The sequence below is a fragment of the Agrobacterium tumefaciens genome (assembly GCA_025560025.1).
Classification (GTDB): domain Bacteria; phylum Pseudomonadota; class Alphaproteobacteria; order Rhizobiales; family Rhizobiaceae; genus Agrobacterium.
In genome coordinates this window covers 1168603-1188404 of sequence record CP048486.1, presented here as the reverse complement: position 1 = coordinate 1188404, position 19802 = coordinate 1168603, and the positions used below count along the sequence as shown (strand labels likewise).

The following is a 19802-nucleotide window of genomic DNA, read 5'->3' as shown; positions in this document are numbered from 1 at the left end:
ATCGAATGCATGCGGCCCCGCCGCCGATGATATCAGTCACCCCAGGAGACAGACATGAAACTGATCCGTTCGCTTGCGGCAACGCTTGCACTCATCTTCGCCGGCGCGCAGGCCGAAGCTGCCAACATCCTCGTCGTGCTCTCGGACGAAAATCATCTTGATCTCAAGGACGGCAAGGTTTTCAAGACCGGTTTCTATCTCAATGAACTGATGCAGCCGGTGAAGGCCTTTCTCGACGCCGGCCACGAGGTGACCTTCGCAACGCCGAAGGGCAAAATCCCGGCCGTCGACAAGACCTCGATCGACAAAATGTATTTCGGCGGAGACGAGGCAGCCATGCGCGCGGGCGAAGCCCTGCTTGCGGAACTGAAGATACTGGATGAGCGCGCTTCACCCGTCGTTAGCCTCTCGCGCATCGAACAGATCGGTTATGATCATTTCGACGCGGTCTATGTTCCGGGCGGACATGCCCCCATGCAGGATTTGCTGGTCAGCCCCGAACTTGGCGCGCTTCTCCGGCAGTTTCACACGGAGGGAAAGATAACGGCGCTGATGTGCCATGGGCCGATTGCCCTGATGTCCACTCTGAACGATGCCGCTACATTCAAAGACGGCCTGGAGACCGGTGCGACCCCGAAGACCCCCGCCGACTGGATTTATGCCGGATACAGGGTCACCGTCTTCAGCAATGAGGAAGAAGAAATGGCCAAGCCGTTGCTTGGCGGCGGTGAGATGAGGTTCTATCCCCAGGATGCCCTGCAGCAAGCCGGCGCGATTTTCGTCAGCAACAAGACGGCCTTCGAACCGAACATGGTAACTGACCGTGAATTGATCACAGGCCAGAACCCGGCAACCGCGAATCAAGTCGCAAGCGAAATCCTCAAGCGTTTGAAAACAAAGATGTGACGACCGTTGGGTTGGAGAGAAAAGCTCGTCCGGCCGAGCACATTTACTATCCGGCTAATCTTCTGCTTTGACTGCGATGAGGTCGTTCCAACCGGAACGACCTCACTAGCAAATCTGCCATCGAGGCGAGTACGTGGGACAGGACTCTCCCGCAAGCGTTCCGGTACCAAATCGTGCTGCAAACGTTTGGCGTTAAAAGCAAACTTCTGTCTCGAGGCATCACGGTAAGCTTGGATCCCTTCAGCCAAGTTGATCTCCTAACCCACCAAGCTGATCAACGCGGCTTGACTCACCAAAACACAACAGATATGTCATAACCACATCTGATATCTCAGTTTGGTAATTGATATGTCTAACCCGGTCGAATTTCCATCGCTGCCATTGTCCGAACTCGTCACCCCGCAAGATCTGCCGGCTGACGGGAACATGACCAATCGGATTCATGCCCTGCTTCGCAAACTGATTGTCGAGGTAAAGCTTCTTCCCGGACGGGCGCTGTCTGAGAAGGAGATCGCTGCGCTGCTTCACGTCAGCAAGACGCCCGTGCGCGAGGCGATCATCCGTCTCTCCGAGGAAGGTTTCGTGACTGTCGTGCCGCAGGGCGGCACCTATATCTCGCCGATTGACGTTCAGCGTTACATGGAAGCCTGCTTCATCCGGTTCAAGCTGGAAGAGGGCGCTGTCATAGAGGCGACCAAGCGGCATTCGCTTGAAGATATCGCCCGTCTGAAAACCTGCATTTCCCAGCAGCGCACGGCAGCCGAAGACGAGGAATTCACGGACTTCTTCCTGCTGGACGAAGAGTTTCACCGCACGATCTTCGCAGCAGCCCGCCTTCCCGGCGCCTGGAGCGTCGTCAATCAGGCGAAAGGTGAAATGGACCGCATGCGCCACCTGAAGCGCGTCTTTGCAGTTCGCCGCACCGAAAAGGTGATCGGGGAGCACGAGGCAATCGTAAGCGCCATCGAGTCGGGCGATGTCGAGGCCGCACGCGAAGCCGTCCAGCGCCATCTCGGATCACTCGAAACCAAGATCGCAGAACTCTCCAGAAACCCGAAGATCTGGACCTTCATCGAACAGGTCAACACGCGCGTCACGAGGAAGCGCGCTTCACGGGGGTCGAAGACGCCTGACTGAACATTCAAGGCTTTTGAGGAGGGGCCTTTCATGTCTGCAGTTCAAATCAACGATGTCGTCAAGCGCTACGGCGCTCTCGAAGTCGTCCACGGTATCAATCTTTCCATACAGCCGCAGGAATTCGTTGTCCTCGTTGGTCCCTCGGGATGCGGAAAATCCACCACGCTGCGCATGCTTGCAGGGCTGGAAGACATCTCGGACGGCACCGTTTCGATGGACGGCCGGGTGGTCAACAAGATCGCCCCGAAAGACCGCGATGTCGCCATGGTGTTCCAGAACTACGCGCTTTACCCGCATCTGAGCGTCGCCGATAACATCGCATTCGGCCTGCGTGTCCGGGGCGAGAAACGAGCCGCCATCGACAAGGCCGTTGCGGAAGCCGCCCAGATACTGGGGCTCACCGAATATCTGGCCCGCAAGCCGGCCGATCTTTCCGGCGGCCAGCGTCAGCGCGTCGCCATGGGTCGCGCCATCGTGCGCAGGCCGAAAATCTTCCTTTTCGACGAGCCGCTCTCGAACCTCGACGCCAAGCTGCGCACCCACATGCGCGCCGAAATAAAGCTGCTGCACAAGCGGATGCAGGCCACCAGCATCTATGTCACCCATGACCAGGTCGAGGCGATGACGCTCGCCGACCGTATCGTCATCATGAATGGCGGCCATATCGAGCAGGTCGGCTCGCCGATGGAGGTCTTCCTCGAACCGGCAAATACGTTTGTCGCAAGCTTTATCGGCTCGCCGCCGATGAACCTTCTCGATGGGACCATCGAGAAGCGGGACGGCAACGTGAAGGTTGTGCTTGCGGGCGGTTCCGGCCAGCGCTTCAGCATTCCCGAAGCTTTCGCGAAGAACGCCACGGAAGGGCAGCCGGTCAAGCTAGGCCTGCGACCGGAAATCATGTCGGTAGAGACCGAAGAGGGTCGTGAAACATTAAATTGCAGCATCGACCTCGTGGAGCCACTGGGCGCGGAAGCGCTCCTGCATGGCACGGCCGATGGCCAGCCATTTATCGCCAAGGCCGAAACACTCTATGGCGACCATACTCTGAACGGCGTCAACCGCCTCGGTATTGATACCGCGCGCATCCACGTCTTCGATGCGGCGACCGGCAGGTCGCTGAAGGCCAGAGGTGAGGCGCTGGCATGAAACAGGGCTTTCAGGAACGCCTCCACGATCTTCAGGAAGATATGCGCCGCGACTGGCAGCTCTATCTGCTGCTGGCGCCGATGCTCATCTGGTTTGCAGTCTTCCTCTACAAGCCCATGTACGGGCTGGTCATCGCATTCCAGGACTTCTCGATTTTTCGCGGTATCGAAAAAAGTCCCTGGGTCGGTTTTGCGAATTTTATCGAACTCTTCCACAATGACATGTTCGTGCGCTCCTTCTGGAACACCATCAAGATCAGCGGCCTTGGACTGATCTTCGCCTTTCCGGTCCCCATCATTCTGGCCCTAATGTTCAACGAGGTTCAAAATGGCGTCGCACGCCGCTGGGCTCAGACGGTCGTTTACCTGCCGCACTTTATTTCGGTGGTGATCGTTGCCGGCATCGTCATCAATTTCCTGTCGCCATCGATCGGTATCGTCAATCTTCTGCTGAAAGGCCTTGGGTTTGAGCCGATCTACTTCCTGACCCAGCCGGAATGGTTTCGTCCCATTTATATCGGCTCGTCGGTCTGGAAGGAGGCAGGTTTCGAATCCATCGTCTATCTCGCCGCCATCGCCGGCGTGAGCCCGACGCTTTATGAATCCGCCCGGGTGGACGGCGCATCGCGCTGGCAGATGATGTGGCGCATCACCCTGCCCTGCATCCTGCCGACAATCGTGATCATGCTGATCATCCGCATCGGCAATCTGGTCGAAGTCGGGTTCGAATATATCATCCTGCTCTATCGCCCATCCACCTATGAGACGGCGGACGTCGTTTCCACCTTCATCTACCGCACCGGCCTGCAGGGCACCCAGTATGACCTGGCCACGGCCGCCGGACTGTTCAACGCCGTCATCGCTTTCGTTCTCGTCTATTCGGCCAATCGCATCAGCCGAAAAGTCTCGTCGACATCGCTGTGGTGAGGAGCTGAAACATGGCAAACTTCAATCTCTATTCCCGCGGCGACAAGATTTTCGGCTGGGCAAACGCCATTCTTCTCGGCCTGTTCGTCCTGTCGACGCTCTATCCCTTCATTTACGTGCTGTCGGTCTCGCTCTCCTCGGGCGCCGCCGTCACCGCCGGCCGCGTCACGCTCTGGCCGGTCGACGTCACGCTTGCCGCCTATGACCGGGTCTTGTCCGACAGGATGTTCTGGGTCGCCTATGGCAACACCTTCATCTACACCTTCGGCGGCACGCTCATGAGCCTGCTGATCATGATCCCCGGAGCTTATGCCCTTTCGCGCAAACGCCTGCGTGGTCGCACCTTCTTTAACATCGCCATCGCATTTACGCTCTGGTTCAACGCCGGCATGATCCCCTTCTTCCTGAACATGCGCGATCTCGGGCTTCTCGACAGCCGCTTCGGCATCATTCTCGGGTTTGCCGCCAATGCGTTCAACGTCATTCTGCTGCGCAATTTTTTCGAAGCCGTGCCTAAATCCTTCGAAGAGGCCGCCAAGATGGATGGCGCCAGCGAATTGCAGCTGCTGTGGAAGGTATTCATTCCACTGTCGAAACCCGCCATCGTCACCGTTGCGCTGTTCTGCATCGTCTCGCGCTGGAACGGTTATTTCTGGGCCATGGTGCTGTTGCGCGGCGAGGAAAAGATCCCGCTTCAGGTCTATCTGAAGCGCGTCATCGTCGATCTGAACTCGAACGACGAATTCGCCTCGAGCCTGCTCACCGCCCACTATTCGTTCGAGACGGTGACGTCAGCGATCATGATCGCTTCCATCATTCCCGTCCTCATCATTTACCCCTACGCGCAGAAGTATTTCACCAAAGGAATTCTGCTGGGCGGAGTGAAAGAGTAGCAGCACAAGGGAGGAGAACCTGTGAGAGCACTACGAAAAGGCGCGCCCCTACTGGCGTTGATGACAGCCGCGACCCTGGCCTTGCCGGCATCGGCACAGGATTCAGGCAAGATCACCGAAGACCCGCTGGAACTGACGATCCATTTCCACTTCCGCGACAAATACGTCTATTCGGAAAAATGGCCGGTAGAGCAGAAGGCGGCGGAAATCACCAACATCCATGTCCGCAACGTGGCGTCGCTGGCAACCACCAGCAGCCGCGATGCCTTCAACCTTCTGATCGCCTCTGGCAACCTGCCCGATATCGTCGGCGGTGACGCCTCCGGCGGACTGAAGGAAGACTTCATTCGCTACGGGCTGGAGGGCGCGTTCATTCCGCTTGATGAGCTGATCGAGGAAAACGCCCCCAACCTCAAAGCCTTCTTCGACAGCCACAAGGAAATCCGCAACGCCATCTCCGGACCGGACGGCAAGCTTTATTTCATTCCCTATGTGCCTGATGGCAAGTTCTCGCGCGGCTGGTTTATCCGTCAGGACTGGCTCGACAAGCTTGGCCTCAAGCAGCCGGAAACGCCGGAAGAAGTCTATGAGGTTCTGAAAGCCTTCCGCGACAAGGACCCGAACGGCAACGGCCTCAAGGATGAGGTTCCCTATTTCGCCCGCGAGGAAATCGATGCCGTCCGCCTCATCAATCTGTGGGATGCGCGCGTGTCCGGATCCGAACGTTATGGTGACTTCGCCGTTTATGACGGGCAGCTGCGTCACCCCTGGGCGGAGGAAAACTACAAGACCGGGATTTCCAATGTTGCCAAGTGGTACAAGGAAGGCCTGATCGACAAGGAGATTTTCACCCGCGGCGCGCGCTCGCGCGAATATCTTCTGGGCAACAATCTCGGCGGCATGACACATGACTGGTTCGCCAGCACCTCGACCTACAATGATGCGCTGTCGCCCAAGATCGAGGGCTTTGCGCTAAAGCCGATGCTGCCGCCAAAAACGGTCTCCGGCCAGCGCTTCGAAGATTCCCGCCGCCTGCGTGTCCAGCCCGTCGGCTGGGCCATTTCGGCGACCAATGAGCACCCGGTCGAAACCATCAAATATTTCGATTTCTGGTTCTCGCAGCAGGGCCGCATCCTGTCGAATTTCGGCGTCGAGGGCCTGACCTACGAGATGGTCGACGGCAAGCCGCAATTCAAGAAGGAAATCCTCGCCAACAAGGATCCGGTGAATGCCCAGCTATGGGCCGTCGGTGCGGCGATCCCGCGCGGATACTGGATGGACTACGAATATGAGCGCCAGTGGACGAACAAGATCGCGCTCGAAGGCATCGACATGTACGAGAAGTGCAATTGCCTCAAGGACGAGTTCATGGGGGTTTCCCTGAACGCCGAGGAAAAGGCGACCTTCGACCGCTACTGGCCGAGCATCCTCACCTACATGACCGAGATGCAGCAGACCTGGATTCTCGGCGCGCAGGACGTCGATACCGGCTGGGACGCCTACAAGAAGCGCCTCACCGCACTCGGCTACGACGAGGTCATCAAGATCATGCAATCGGCCTATGACCGTCAATACAAGGCCGCGCAATAAACCCTTCGACCGTGATGGCGGCCTTGTCGCCGCCATCCTTTTCCTTCCGTTTTCATAGGAGTTAGAGCGCAATGCGTCCCTCTGCCCCGGCCATATCCAGACAGACACTTCTCGATGAACCCCGGCCGGGTTCATTGACCATTGGCTACGAGCCGAGCGAAGAAGCACCACCGACGGAGAACCCTCCGCGCTTTTCATGGCTACCCGATATCGACGACGGCGCACGTTACGTGCTGCGCATTTCTACCGATCCCGGTTTCGCCGACAAAAAAACACTCGTCTTCGAAGATCTCGCCTGGAATTTCTTCACGCCGGATGAGGCCTTGCCGGAAGGCCGTTATCACTGGTGTTATGCGCTGTGGGATGAGACCACCGCAACGCCGGAGTCCAACTGGAGCACCGTGCGCAGCTTCGAGATCGGCGCGTCGCTGCCGAAAACGCCGCTGCCCGGCAGGCAGGCGCGCCATGCCGCCGCCCATGCCAGCCATCCAAGGCTGTGGCTCAATCCCGAGCAGTTGAGCGCCTTCGCGGACGCCGTGGCAAAGGACCCCAACCATTGCGGCTGGTCCGAATTCTACGAAAAATCGGTCAAACCCTGGCTGGAGCGGCCGGTCATGCCGGAACCACAGCCCTATCCCAACAATATGCGCGTCGCGACACTCTGGCGGCAGATGTATATTGACTGCCAGGAAGTGATCTATGCGATCCGGCATCTGGCCATAGCGGGCCGTGTGCTTGGACGCGACGATCTGCTCGATGCATCCCGCAAGTGGCTGCTGGCGGTCGCCGGCTGGGATCCGAAAGGCGCGACCTCCCGGGCCTATAATGACGAGGCGGGTTTCCGTGTCGTCGTCGCACTCGCCTGGGGTTACGACTGGCTCTACGACCATCTGAGCGAAGACGAGCGAGAAACCGTGCGTTCGGTTCTGCTTGAACGGACACGCGAGGTTGCCGACCATGTCATCGCGCATGCCCGCATCCACGTGTTTCCCTATGACAGCCATGCGGTTCGCTCGCTTTCGGCAGTCCTGACACCGGCCTGCATCGCGTTGCGGGGCGAAAGCGACGAGGCAGGCGAATGGCTCGATTATACCGTTGAATTCCTCGCCACCCTCTATTCCCCATGGGCCGGAACCGATGGTGGCTGGGCGGAAGGTCCGCACTACTGGATGACCGGCATGGCCTATCTCATCGAGGCTGCCAATCTGATCCGTTCCTATATGGGTTACGATCTCTATCAGCGGCCGTTTTTCCAGAATACCGGGCGCTTCCCGCTTTATACCAAGGCGCCGGGAACCCGTCGCGCCAATTTCGGCGACGACTCCACGCTCGGCGACCTTCCCGGCCTGAAGCTCGGCTACAACGTCCGCCAATTTGCCGGCGTTACCGGCAACGGCCACTATCAATGGTATTTCGATCACATCAAGACCGATGCGACGGGCACGGAAATGGCCTTTTACAATTACGGCTGGTGGGATCTGAACTTCGACGATCTCGTCTATCGCCACGACTACCAACAGGTGGAAGCCGTTTCACCGGCCGATTTACCCGCACTCGCGGTTTTCGACGATATCGGTTGGGCGACCATCCAGAAGCACATGGAAGACCCGGACCGGCATCTGCAATTTGTCTTCAAATCCAGCCCCTATGGTTCACTGAGCCACAGCCATGGCGACCAGAATGCCTTTGTCCTCTATGCCCATGGCGAGGATCTGGCGATCCAGTCCGGCTATTACGTAGCGTTCAATTCGCAGATGCATCTGAACTGGCGTCGCCAGACACGGTCGAAAAACGCCGTGCTGATCGGCGGCAAGGGACAATATGCCGAAAAGGACAAGGCGCTTGCCCGCCGCGCCGCCGGCCGCATCGTTTCGGTCGAGGAAAAGCCCGGCCATGTTCGCATCGTCGGCGATGCAACCGCCGCCTACCAGGTTGCGAACCCGCTGGTTCAAAAGGTGCTGCGCGAAATCCACTTCGTCAACGACAGCTATTTCGTGATTGTCGATGAGGTCGAATGTTCAGAGCCACAGGAACTGCAATGGCTTTGCCACACGATTGGAGCACCGCAGACCGGCAGGTCGAGCTTCCGCTACAATGGTCAGAAAGCGGGCTTTTACGGACAGTTCGTCTATTCGTCAGCCGGCACGCCACAGATCAGCGCCGTCGAGGGTTTTCCCGACATCGATCCTAAGGAATTCGAGGGGCTCGACATTCACCACCATGTCTGCGCCACCGTTCCGGCCGCAACCCGGCATCGCCTTGTCACCCTTTTCGTGCCTTACAGCCTGAAGGAGCCGAAGCGCATCTTCAGCTTCATCGATGACCAGGGTTTTTCCACCGACATCTATTTCAGCGATGTCGATGACGAGCGTTTCAAGCTCTCTCTCCCCAAGCAGTTCTAATGATACGAGGTTTTCCAATGCAGCGTTTTACCAACAGGACCGTTGTTGTCGCCGGCGCCGGTCGGGATATCGGCCGGGCATGCGCCATTCGTTTTGCGCAGGAAGGTGCCAATGTCGTTCTCACCTATAATGGTGCGGCCGAGGGTGCGGCCACGGCCGTTGCCGAAATCAAAAAACTTGGCCGTTCGGCTCTGGCAATCAAGGCCGACCTGACAAATGCAGGCGAAGTCGAGGCCGCGATTTCAGCTGCCTCGGACAAATTCGGCGAGATCCATGGCCTCGTCCATGTTGCCGGTGGCCTTATCGCCCGCAAGACAATTGCGGATATGGACGAAGCCTTCTGGCATCAGGTCCTCGACGTCAATCTGACGTCGCTGTTCCTGACGGCGAAGGCCGCACTGCCTAAAATGGCAAAGGGCGGGGCGATAGTCACCTTCTCGTCGCAGGCTGGCCGTGACGGCGGCGGTCCGGGCGCGCTTGCCTATGCGACCTCCAAGGGTGCCGTGATGACCTTTACCCGCGGCCTTGCCAAGGAAGCCGGCCCGAACATTCGCGTGAACGCCGTTTGCCCGGGCATGATCTCGACCACCTTCCATGACACCTTCACCAAACCGGAGGTGCGTGAAAGGGTGGCGGGTGCCACATCGCTGAAGCGGGAAGGCTCAAGCGAAGACGTTGCCGGTCTGGTGGCTTTCCTCGCATCCGACGATGCCGCCTATATCACCGGCGCCTGCTACGACATCAATGGCGGCGTCCTGTTCTCCTGATATCCCGGTAAAACCATGTCCGTATCGTTACCAAGGGCGAGCCGGATTGCCATTCTCGGCACCTCGCTCGTCCAGCAGAACCATATTGGTGACGCCAGCTCGCTTGCCACATCGGCACGCGGCTGGATGAGCTGGGCGGAGGTCCTGTCGCATGGCAGGCTTTGCTGCCCTGTGTACCACGATTTAAGCGTGCCGCCTGGCTGGGAGCCGAGCAACCGGCCGGGTGTCAGCCGGTTCTTTTCCGGCCTCAATTTCGGGGTTTCCGGCCAGAAAGCGATCGAGATTGAACGGCGGCTGCCGCGACTGCTGCAATCGGATTTCGATCTGACCATCGTCGATGCCGGCACCAACGACATGATGGTGGAAACACGCCAGACGATTGCCAATACGCGGGCGCGGATCGTCTCGGCTCTGCTCGACGCGGGCAAGGTAGTCATCCTGCTTCCGATCCTCGCACGGGGCATTGGGAAATGGCCGGCCGGCGGTGCGGAACGGGCAAAGGCGCATTGGATCAACCGGCAGAGCACCGAATTTGCCGCCGGCCACGCCAATTGCCATGTCTTCGACTGGAATTCGGCGTGGGTTGACCCCGAAAGTGAATTTGGCGAGCCCTATTCCGGCTATTCCGATGACGGCACCCATTTTGCCGTTTCCGGCGCTTTTGCCGTCGGAAAGCGGCTTGCGACCTATCTCGAAACGATCGTGCCGCGCGCGCCGGCCCGCATCCTGCCAAAAGACGACCGTTTCGACCCGGTAAACAACCCGACAGGCAATCTGGCATCGGATTTTTCAGCCCTGACAGTCACGGAAACGAGTGAGCAAAGCCATAGTCTCGGCGGGCAGCTTGTCCATCCGGGCACGGGCTTCTGGGTGGAGGCGATATGCGATGTGGAGGTGCCGGCGCATGGGGACGTGCTCGGAATATCGCTCCGGCTGAAAGATGCTGTAGCCGAAGGGCAGGAAGCAATCGCACTTGCGCCTTTCCGCGCGATGAACGGCTCGCTTTTCCCTTTCCCGGCCGCCCAATGGAGCGGAGCGCTCAGGACTCCTCCGCTGAAACTCAGGCCGGGTGAAGCGCCTCCGAAGCTTTTTCTCGATGTCATCCTGCGGCCCGGTTCCCGACCGATCGAAATCGAGGTTGGCCGCATCGATGTTCGTCCTGTTTCAAGTCCGGTGCGCGTATGAGACAATTTCAGAAGAGACCACGGCTTTTAATCGCCATGCGCCAGGAACTACCGGAAGGTTTCTTCGGTACGCGCGAATGGGCACGGTTGAATGCGGTGACGGATATCATCCCCGGTTTCCCCTATACGGATTTCGACACGGCAACGGGGGCCGAGGCGCTGGCCGAAGCGGATATCCTGCTGGCCGCCTGGGGTACACCTTCCTTGACGCGCGAGCGCCTCGCCCGTGCGCCAAAGTTAAAAATGATCGCCTATGCCGCATCCTCGGTGCGAACGGTTGCACCCAGCGAATTCTGGGAAACGTCCAATATTCTCATCACCACGGCGGCATCCGCCATGGCCGTTCCGGTTGCCGAATTTACCTATGCGGCCATCATCATGTGCGGCAAGGATGTGTTTCGTCTGCGCGACGAACACAGGGCCGAGCGCGGCACCGGTGGGTTTGGCAGCAGGCGAGGCATGAACCTGCCCCATCTCGGCAATCATGCCCGCAGGATCGGTATTGTCGGCGCTTCACGAATTGGTCGGCTGGTCATGGAGATGCTGGCGCGCGGCAAATTCGAAATCGCCGTTTACGACCCTTTTCTTTCGGTGGATGAGGCGGCGGCACTTGGCGCGACGAAAATGGAGCTCAACGCGCTTCTCGCCTGGTCCGACGTCGTGTCCCTGCATGCACCGATCCTGCCCGAAACCCGCCATATGATTGGCGCCCGCGAGCTGGCGCTGATGGCGGATCATGCCATTTTCATCAACACGGCGCGGGGCTGGCTGGTCGATCATGACGCATTGCTGACAGAGGCAGTTTCAGGACGGTTGCGCATTCTCATCGATACACCGGAACCGGAACCATTGCCGACGGACAGCCCGTTTTACGATTTGCCCAATGTCATCCTCACGCCGCATATCGCCGGCTCGCTGGGCAATGAGTTAAGGGCGCTGTCCGATCTTGCCATTACCGAGATCGAACGTTTCATCGCGGGGCTTGCCCCGCTTCATCCAGTCCATAAGCGGGATATGGAGCGTATGGCATGAACATTTTCCAGCATTGCTTTTCGACCCTCGGCTGCTCCGAGCTCAGCCTTCATGAGACAGCCGATCTGGCGCAACGACACGATATTGCGACCGTGGAATTGCGCGCACTATCCGGCACGGTCGAGCTGATCCCGGCCCTCGCCTCCGAGTTTGGCACACCTGCGGCGTTTGCAGCATTTCTGGCCGAACGCGATCTGAAGATTGCCGCTCTCAACACGTCCATTCGGCTCTTCGGAAGTACCGATCTCGCCGCCATCGAGCCTTTCATTGACTGGGCAGAAGCTGCTGACATTTCCTATTTGCGCATCTTCGACGGTGGCAAACGGTTGACACCGGACGAGATAAACCGCGCAGCAGCGCTGTTGGAGGACTGGCGTGCGCGGCGGCAGTCCCGCGGGTTGAATGTCGATCTGATGATCGAGACCCACGATGCGCTGGCGGATTTCAATCAGCTTCTCACCTTCATCGAACGCGTGCCGACAGCACGGATTTTATGGGATACCCACCACACCTGGGCCAAAGGCAGCGATCTTAAGACCCTTTGGCACCATATCGCGAAAAACATCGTCCATCTGCACGTCAAGGACAGCAAGACGGATAGCGATGGTCGGCGACGCTATGTTTTGCCCGGCCAGGGTGATTTTCCCATGGCGGACCTGCTTTCGATTCTACAGTCGGACGAACGACACATCCCCCTCAGTCTGGAATGGGAACGCCACTGGCATCCCGAACTGCCACCGCTGTACGATGCGCTCAAAGCTGCGCGCAGCTGGTGGCGACAAGGAGCTTTTTGATGCGCATAGCCGAGATTCACCTAACACCGGTCGCCATTCCTGACAGGCCGCTGCTGAACTGCAAGGGCGTCCATCAGCCCCATGCATTGCGTACCGTCATCGAGGTCATATGCGACGACGGCACGGCCGGCCTCGGGGAAAGCTACGGAAGCATCAAGGCGCTGGACGGGTTGCGGCGCGCGGCACCGGCGCTCATCGGGCTGGACCCGTTTCATCTTCACGAGCTGAAATCCCGCGTCGTCGCCGCATTGCCGGGCAGCGGCGGCATCAATGCCAAATCGGCGGTGGCTGATCACAAGTTGACGGACGTGGTCGCCTCGGCCTTCGAAGTCCCCTGCCTCGACATTCAGGGCAAGCTTCTCGGGCGGCCGGTCTCTGATCTGCTTGGCGGCGCGGTTCGCACCAGCGTTCCCTTCAGCGCCTATCTGTTTTTCAAATTTGCGGGCCACATCGGCGAGGCGCCGGATGAATGGGGAGAGGTTCTCACACCGGACCAGATGGTTGGCGAAGCCCGCAGGATGGTTGACACATACGGTTTCCAGTCGCTGAAACTGAAAGGCGGCGTTCTGCATCCCGATCTTGAGATCGAGACGATGCTGAAGCTCCGGGAAGCCTTTCCCAATCATCCGTTGCGGATTGACCCCAACGGTGGCTGGACCGTGGAGACGGCGATTTACATTGCCCGCAAGCTCGAAAATGTTCTGGAATATCTGGAGGATCCGGTCATCGGCATGGACCAGATGGCGCAGGTTGCAGCCGCGACGTCCATCCCGCTCGCCACCAACATGATCGTTCTGGAATTCGACCAGATCGCCACGGCCTTCCGCAAAAACGCGGTACAGATCGTGCTGTCGGATCACCATTATTGGGGAGGACTGCGCGCCTCGACCCATCTTGGAAAAGTCTGCGAGACATTGGGGCTTGGCGTCTCCATGCATTCCAATTCCCACCTCGGCATCACCCTTGCGGCAATGATCCACGTGGCCGCGGCAACGCCAAACCTGAGTTTCGACTGCGACACGCATTACCCATGGACGGGTGTCGACGTCATCGAAGGCACGCCATTCACGTTCCGGGGTGGCCGGCTGGATGTACCCGAGGGACCGGGACTTGGCGTCACGCTCGACCGGCAGAAGCTTTCCGAACTTGCCGCACTCTATGAGCAGACAGCCATGAGAGAGCGTGATGACACGGCTTACATGAAGCTCTTCGATCCAGCCTATGAAAGACGCGTGCCGCGCTGGTAACCAGAACCCGATCACAATGTTTCGGACCAGGAAAAGGCTCCGGCTTGAGCCGGAGCCTCCATCCATGCTGATGCGAAACCGCTGTCCCTAGCTGCTGATCTGCAGAACGACCTTGCCGCGGGTGCGCCCGCTTTCGGACAGTTCCAGCGCTTGCCCGATGCTCGCAAGCGGCAGGACGGTTGCCACATGGGGCCTCACCTTCTCCTCCTCGACCAGTTTGCGGATGGATGCGAGCTGTTCCGCATCGGGCTTGCATTGCACACGCGCGAGGCCGATGCCATGGCGCTTGTCCTCTTCGCTGGGGAAAGCCACCGCCGTTACCAGAAAACCGCCCTGTTTGAGAGTGGCGAACGCCCGCTTGAACGTGTCGCTTCCAACCGTGTCGAAGACGACATCCATATCGCGAGCGACCAGCTCGAAGGGCTGCTTCGTATAGTCGATAAACTCGTCCGCGCCGAGGCTTTGGACGTATGCCTCGTTCCGGCTGGACGCCATTGCGGTGACATGCGCCCCTCTCGCCCTGGCAAGCTGCACAGCCAGAGAACCGACGCCGCCCGCGCTGTTGGTGACGAGCAGGCGCTGGCCATTTGAAAGGCCGGCCACATCGAACAGTGCCTGCCACGCGGTCAAGGCGCCGAGCGGCACCGCAGCCGTCTCGATGAACTCCAGGTTGGAAGGTTTGCCTGCTATATCCGTCACTTTGGCGACCGCATATTCCGAGAACCCGCCAGCCTTGATGATGCCGTAAACACCGTCGCCCAGTTTGAATTCGCTGACGCCCGGTCCAAGCTTTTCAACAATGCCGGCGATCTCGCCGCCAAGATGGATCGGCAGGGTCATGCCCATCCGCTGGCCGGCGCCGCTGCGGATCTTCCAGTCGATGGGGTTCACGCCTGCCGCATGCACCTTCACCAAAACCTCGCCGGGACCCGGCTCCGGACGTTCAACATCGGCAACTGTGAGCACGGCGTTGTCGCCATATTCGTTGATGACCACTGATTTCATATCTTCACTCACCTTTGTTCCGGCTTCGATGAGTCCTCGACCATCGACATTTTCCATGCTAGCCAAACGCCTTATCGATGTGCTGCCAATCGACATCGCTGAGAGGCCAATCATGCCCGGACGTCCGTTTATGTTTCAACGAGGCTTCAAGCAGCGCGGCGGCGGCTTGCCAATCCATGCCCATGACGAGGCGCAACTGACCTTTGCAGCATCCGGCATGGTGCAGGTCCATACCGAAGAGGGCCGATGGTTGGTGCCCTCCCAGCTCGCAGTCTGGATTCCTGCCCGCGTTGCCCATCGCGTCGATGTCCTGACGGATGCCGAATTATGGATGGTTCATTGGGAGCCATCGGCAGCACGAGCATGGGCGCCACCGATGCCGCTTGAGCGTACATTTGCCCTGCATGTTACCCCGCTCATGCAATCCCTGCTCGAGGCAGCTTTCGTCGCCGAGATCGAGGAGGAGAAGGCCGAACTCATTGCAAGGCTCATGCTACACGAACTGACATCCACCGCCCATGCCCCCACATTCCTGCCGCTGCCAACGAGCACGATCGGGATACGTGTCGCCAATATGGCTCTGGACGACCGTAAAAACAGATTGAACATTGAGGAACTGGCCTCGAGAGCCGCGACATCGGTCCGAACCCTGAGCAGGCTTTTTCCTTTAGAGACAAGCCTGACATTTAAGGCCTGGCGGCAACGGGCTCGTATCGTGCAGGCCATGGATCACCTCGCCAGAGGAAACCCTATCGCCGGGGTGGCGGCCGAATTCGGCTTTTCCAGTACTGCCTCGTTCTCGCATGCCTTTCGGCAGGTCACGAACATGACGCCAACCAGCTTTCTTGGCATGGAAGACCAGTTGGCCTGAAAGACGGATCGTTTCAGAACCGCCTCTCTGCAAGCCGCTGCCTCTCCTTGCAGCCTAAAATGAACCTGCGAAGATTTTCGCCAGCCTTTCGATACCCGCCTGATCGTCGGCATCGAACCGTGACGGCAACGGGCTATCGAGATCGATGACACCGATCGTCGCACCGTCCCGAAAAATCGGGACGACCAGTTCCGAGCGCGAGGCTGCGTCACAGGCGATGTGGCCAGGGAAGGCATGGACATCCTCAACCAGGATCGACGACTTCCGCTCAACGGCACTGCCGCAAACGCCGCGGCCAACGGGGATACGAACGCAGGCTGGTTTTCCCTGGAACGGCCCGAGAACCAGCTGCTCGCCCTTCAACAGGTAGACACCCGCCCAATTGAGGTCTGGCATCATCTGATAGATCAGCGCCGACATGTTGGCGGCATTGGCGATCATGTCCGCCTCTCCCTCGAACAAGGCTTGCAATTGCTGGGCGAGCACGCGGTAAAACTCGGTCTTGTCGGCAGTGTCGATAGAGACCGCTTCAAACATGTCCGGCACCTTCCTTAATCGTCTGGGTTGAAGGCTGATATCAAATACCGTTCTCGGCGACCAGCACGGGCTTCTCGCGAAAATCCCTTGCAAACAGTTTGCGCAGGTTTTCGAGCTTCGGAAGGTCGTTGTAGACGATGTAGGGATAGGTCGGATTGTTCGTCAGGAAATCCTGATGGTAAGCTTCGGCGGGATAAAAAGCATGGCCCGGCTCGATTGTCGTCACGATCGCCGCGTCGTAAAGACGTGCCTTGTTGAGCTGGGCAATATAGGCTTTCGCCACACGGCCCTGATCCTCATTTGCGGGAAAGATGGCGGAACGATACTGCGTGCCGATATCCGGCCCCTGGCGGTTAAGCTCGGTCGGATCGTGGGCCACTGAAAAATAGATCTGCAGCAGATGGCCATAGGTCACCTGCTTCGGATCATAGGTTACCTTCACGGCCTCCGCATGGCCGGTCTTGCCACTGCCGACCGCTTCATAATTCGCCGTCTGCCTTGCGCCGCCCGCATAACCGGAGACTGCGTTTTTGACGCCGCTCACATGCTGGAAGACACCCTGCACGCCCCAGAAACAACCGCCGGCAAAAACCGCCGTTTCGGTGGCTGCGGTACTTGCGGAAACATCAGCCGCAGGCGCGGGAAGCGCTATGCCTTCCTGCGCCGAGGCTACACTCAGACTTGCCAACATTATCGCGGATCCGACGGCCAGCGTTGTCGTTATCGCTTTCCAGGCAAACATGCGTCTCATGACCTTTTCCTTTCAACCGAAGGTGAATGCATAGGCTTCGGGACCAGCGTCCAGAAAGCGGATTTCGAATGTGTGATCTTCTACCGGTCCACTCTGGCGGACGAGTTGATAAAGGCGCTGTTCGGTAATGGTGCCGTTTCCATCGGGATCGACATCCATGCCATGGTCTTCACGCGGCGGCTTGCCATCAATCGTGACCTGGAAGCGCACCGGCTTGCCATCTGCACCTGGACCAAGGACCAGATGCAGGTCCCGGGCCCGGAACCGATAATAGATGCCGCCGCCGCTGTCATTCAATGCCGCATGTTCGGCACCAACCGTCCAGTTGCCGGTTAGACCCCATTCGTTGCGCCGGGGCTTTTCCTCGACATAGGCGTGAGCCTGATCGTTGACGATCCCGCCGGCACTGATGAAGTTCTGCGCCCGTTCGTAACCGACATAGGTTTCCGGCGATTGCACGTCGGCCGTGTCGGAGGCCGCCTGCGCGCCGCTTGCGTTGACCGCGACGATATCCGAGCCGACATCCGTCTTTCCCGCTTCCGCAAGAAGCTGCTGGATGACACGCTCCGACCGGTCGTATTCGCCCTCACCAAAATGATGGTAGCGGACCTGCCCCTTTGCGTCGATGAAGTAATGCGCCGGCCAATATTGATTATTGAATGCCCGCCAGATCGCATAGTCATTATCGACGGCGACGGGGTAAACAATACCGAGATCAGCAATCGCCTTTTTGACATTGTCGACGCGTTTTTCAAAAGCGAATTCCGGTGCGTGCACGCCGATCACGACAAGTCCCTGATCCCTGTATTTTTCGGCCCAGGCGCGGACATAGGGGATAGACCGCAGGCAGTTGATGCAGGAATAGGTCCAGAAGTCGACAAGCACGACCTTGCCCTTCAGCTGCTCCATGCTCAGGGGTTGCGAATTGAGCCATTCAACCGCGCCTGCGAGCGACGGAGCGGTGCCTTCGACCGGAAGCTGTTCTGCGGTGGACGCCGATGGCTTGCCCTGCATCATCATCGCGCTCGAGCCACTCATCGCGGCCGGATTGGCAGACATCATCGCGGGATTGCCCTGCATCGCGCCATTCTGCACGGCATCCTTCTGCATCACGGTCGAAGGCTTCATCGCGCCGCCTCCAGCGATATCCTGATCCGGCTTGCCGCCCAATCCATCGATCAGCTTCTGTTCGAGCGCTGAGGTGCTGGCAAGCGACGCCTGTGTCAGGAAACCGGTATCGAGGCCGAGGCCGATTGCGGCGACCGCGACAAGCACGGCAACGCCCAGGCCGCGCCTTATCCATTCCCCTGCCCCGATGGAACGTTTCATGGCCTGAAAAACCCGGCCGCCGATCAGAAGGGCAAGCATCAAAGACGTCGCCGCGCCAAGCGCATAGGCAAGCAGCAGAAGTGAGGTTCCAACATTGGCCCCCTGTAGTGCCGCTCCAGTCAGAATGAGGCCGAGAACCGGTCCCGCGCACGGGGCCCACAGGAGGCCGGTGGCGACGCCGAGCATCAACGATCCGACGACAGCCGAACCACGACCCGTTTCCCGGTCGGCTGATTGCGAAAGTCTAGCGCCGAGCGCCACCAGCGGCCGGGTCAGACGCTCCGACAATGACGGGAAGAGCAGAAAGATGCCAAAGACTGCCAGCAGCGTGATGGCCGCCACCCGGCCATATTCATTGGCTTCGACCGCCCAGCCACCCCCGACCGCCGCGAGTGTCGCCACGCCGGCGAAGGTTGCCGCCATGCCGACCAGCATGGGAAGGATGCTGGTCATGAAAGGTCGACCGGCACGTGCAAAAACAAACGGCAAAACCGGCAGGATGCAGGGACTGACGATCGTCAGCACGCCGCCTGTATAGGCGAGAAGAAACAGCAACATCGCAATATTCCCTATCGGTCAGGCCGACGTCGGATGGAAGTTCAGCGCCACGCCGTTCAGGCAATAGCGAAGACCGGTTGGCTTGGGTCCATCATCGAAAACATGGCCCAGATGACCGCCGCAACGGGCGCAATGGACCTCCGTTCGCACCATTCCAAGAGAGGTGTCCTGTGTGGTGCCGACCGCGTTTTCCAAGGGGGCCCAGAAGCTCGGCCACCCGGTTCCACTTTCGAACTTGGTGGTGGAAGAAAACGCCTCCTGATCGCAACCGGCGCAGGCGAAATTGCCCCGGCGCTTTTCATGCAGCAACGGGCTGGATCCCGGATATTCCGTGCCCTCTTTCCGCAAAACCTCATATTGATCCGGGGTCAGGCGTTTGCGCCATTCCTCATCGGTCAGGGTAATGGGGAAAGAACCCGTCGCGGCAAACGCTCGACCGCCACCAAGCTGAAGCGCAATCGCCGCGAATGCCGCCCCTTTGAGAAGCTCTCGTCTGTTCACCATTGCTCGATCCTCCCGTTGAACCAATTCTTTCAATATTTACGAGGGCAAGGCCGAGGAAGTTACAGCCCTCGGAGCACATATTCGTGATCGGGACGCAAACGCCATTTCAAGGTGTAACGCGGCCATTCCGTTTCGGCCTGAAGGTCTGGCCGTCCCGAAAATTCGGCGCGGCAGCGCTGATAAGTCACCCCGGTATTGATGATCGTCGATATGTTTATGAGAA

18 protein-coding genes are annotated in these 19802 nt (G+C 58.9%); 13 read left to right on the top strand and 5 right to left on the bottom strand.

The annotated features are described in order from the left end of the window. Window positions 1-54: 54 nt before the first annotated feature. The 12 genes from FY152_19390 to FY152_19335 all read left to right on the top strand — a co-directional run bounded on the left by FY152_19390 (window position 55) and on the right by FY152_19335 (window position 14024). Window positions 55-906 (top strand): type 1 glutamine amidotransferase domain-containing protein, encoded by an 852-nt coding sequence (locus FY152_19390; protein UXS34302.1) that lies wholly within the window; start codon window positions 55-57, stop codon window positions 904-906. Window positions 907-1332: 426 nt separating this feature from the next. Continuing rightward, the gene (locus tag FY152_19385; GenBank protein UXS35116.1) at window positions 1333-2043 is read left to right on the top strand and encodes a GntR family transcriptional regulator; all 711 of its coding nucleotides are present in this window, start codon (window positions 1333-1335) and stop codon (window positions 2041-2043) included. A 30-nt stretch (window positions 2044-2073) separates the two neighbouring features. Continuing rightward, the gene (gene ugpC / locus FY152_19380) at window positions 2074-3189 is read left to right on the top strand and encodes a sn-glycerol-3-phosphate ABC transporter ATP-binding protein UgpC (GenBank protein UXS34301.1); all 1116 of its coding nucleotides are present in this window, start codon (window positions 2074-2076) and stop codon (window positions 3187-3189) included. Further along, the gene (locus FY152_19375; GenBank protein UXS34300.1) at window positions 3186-4115 is read left to right on the top strand and encodes a sugar ABC transporter permease; all 930 of its coding nucleotides are present in this window, start codon (window positions 3186-3188) and stop codon (window positions 4113-4115) included. Before ugpC ends, FY152_19375 begins: the two co-directional genes overlap by 4 nt. A gap of 11 nt (window positions 4116-4126) precedes the next feature. Continuing rightward, window positions 4127-5008, top strand: a complete 882-nt coding sequence (locus tag FY152_19370) for a carbohydrate ABC transporter permease (GenBank protein UXS34299.1) — start codon at window positions 4127-4129, stop codon at window positions 5006-5008. Window positions 5009-5068: 60 nt separating this feature from the next. Further along, window positions 5069-6598, top strand: coding sequence for an extracellular solute-binding protein (locus FY152_19365; protein UXS35115.1), 1530 nt, complete (start codon window positions 5069-5071; stop codon window positions 6596-6598). Window positions 6599-6669: 71 nt separating this feature from the next. Next, window positions 6670-9000, top strand: a complete 2331-nt coding sequence (locus FY152_19360; protein UXS34298.1) for a DUF4962 domain-containing protein — start codon at window positions 6670-6672, stop codon at window positions 8998-9000. A 17-nt stretch (window positions 9001-9017) separates the two neighbouring features. Further along, complete coding sequence (locus FY152_19355; protein UXS34297.1) at window positions 9018-9767, top strand: SDR family oxidoreductase; 750 nt, start codon at window positions 9018-9020, stop codon at window positions 9765-9767. A gap of 15 nt (window positions 9768-9782) precedes the next feature. Next, window positions 9783-10952: an SGNH/GDSL hydrolase family protein gene (locus tag FY152_19350; GenBank protein ID UXS34296.1), complete on the top strand. Its 1170-nt coding sequence runs from the start codon at window positions 9783-9785 to the stop codon at window positions 10950-10952. Beyond that, window positions 10949-11983 carry a hydroxyacid dehydrogenase gene (locus FY152_19345; protein UXS34295.1) on the top strand — a complete coding sequence of 345 codons (1035 nt, stop codon included), beginning with the start codon at window positions 10949-10951 and terminating at the stop codon, window positions 11981-11983. The genes FY152_19350 and FY152_19345 overlap by 4 nt, the downstream gene beginning before the upstream one ends. Beyond that, window positions 11980-12777: a sugar phosphate isomerase/epimerase gene (locus FY152_19340; GenBank protein UXS34294.1), complete on the top strand. Its 798-nt coding sequence runs from the start codon at window positions 11980-11982 to the stop codon at window positions 12775-12777. The genes FY152_19345 and FY152_19340 overlap by 4 nt, the downstream gene beginning before the upstream one ends. Further along, window positions 12777-14024 (top strand): glucarate dehydratase, encoded by a 1248-nt coding sequence (locus FY152_19335; GenBank protein ID UXS34293.1) that lies wholly within the window; start codon window positions 12777-12779, stop codon window positions 14022-14024. The genes FY152_19340 and FY152_19335 overlap by 1 nt, the downstream gene beginning before the upstream one ends. Window positions 14025-14111: 87 nt before the next feature. Here FY152_19335 and FY152_19330 read toward each other — a convergent pair whose 3' ends face one another. Continuing rightward, window positions 14112-15029 carry an NADP-dependent oxidoreductase gene (locus FY152_19330; protein UXS34292.1) on the bottom strand — a complete coding sequence of 306 codons (918 nt, stop codon included), beginning with the start codon at window positions 15027-15029 and terminating at the stop codon, window positions 14112-14114. Between the two features lie 112 nt (window positions 15030-15141). Here FY152_19330 and FY152_19325 point away from each other — a divergent pair, with 112 nt between their 5' ends. Continuing rightward, window positions 15142-15900: a helix-turn-helix transcriptional regulator gene (locus tag FY152_19325; protein UXS35114.1), complete on the top strand. Its 759-nt coding sequence runs from the start codon at window positions 15142-15144 to the stop codon at window positions 15898-15900. A 54-nt stretch (window positions 15901-15954) separates the two neighbouring features. On the opposite strand, the gene FY152_19320 is transcribed toward FY152_19325, so the two are convergent. From FY152_19320 to msrB, 4 genes are read right to left on the bottom strand one after another with little or no spacing between them, the layout of a single operon-like run. Next, window positions 15955-16437: a GAF domain-containing protein gene (locus FY152_19320; protein UXS34291.1), complete on the bottom strand. Its 483-nt coding sequence runs from the start codon at window positions 16435-16437 to the stop codon at window positions 15955-15957. Between the two features lie 40 nt (window positions 16438-16477). After that, complete coding sequence (gene msrA / locus FY152_19315; protein UXS35113.1) at window positions 16478-17179, bottom strand: peptide-methionine (S)-S-oxide reductase MsrA; 702 nt, start codon at window positions 17177-17179, stop codon at window positions 16478-16480. A gap of 21 nt (window positions 17180-17200) precedes the next feature. Next, on the bottom strand, window positions 17201-19075 hold the full coding sequence (locus FY152_19310) for a cytochrome c biogenesis protein DipZ (protein UXS34290.1): 1875 nt from the start codon (window positions 19073-19075) through the stop codon (window positions 17201-17203). An 18-nt stretch (window positions 19076-19093) separates the two neighbouring features. Next, entirely contained in the window at window positions 19094-19579 is a 486-nt protein-coding gene (gene msrB / locus FY152_19305; GenBank protein UXS34289.1) for a peptide-methionine (R)-S-oxide reductase MsrB, read from the bottom strand. Window positions 19580-19802: the final 223 nt, after the last annotated feature.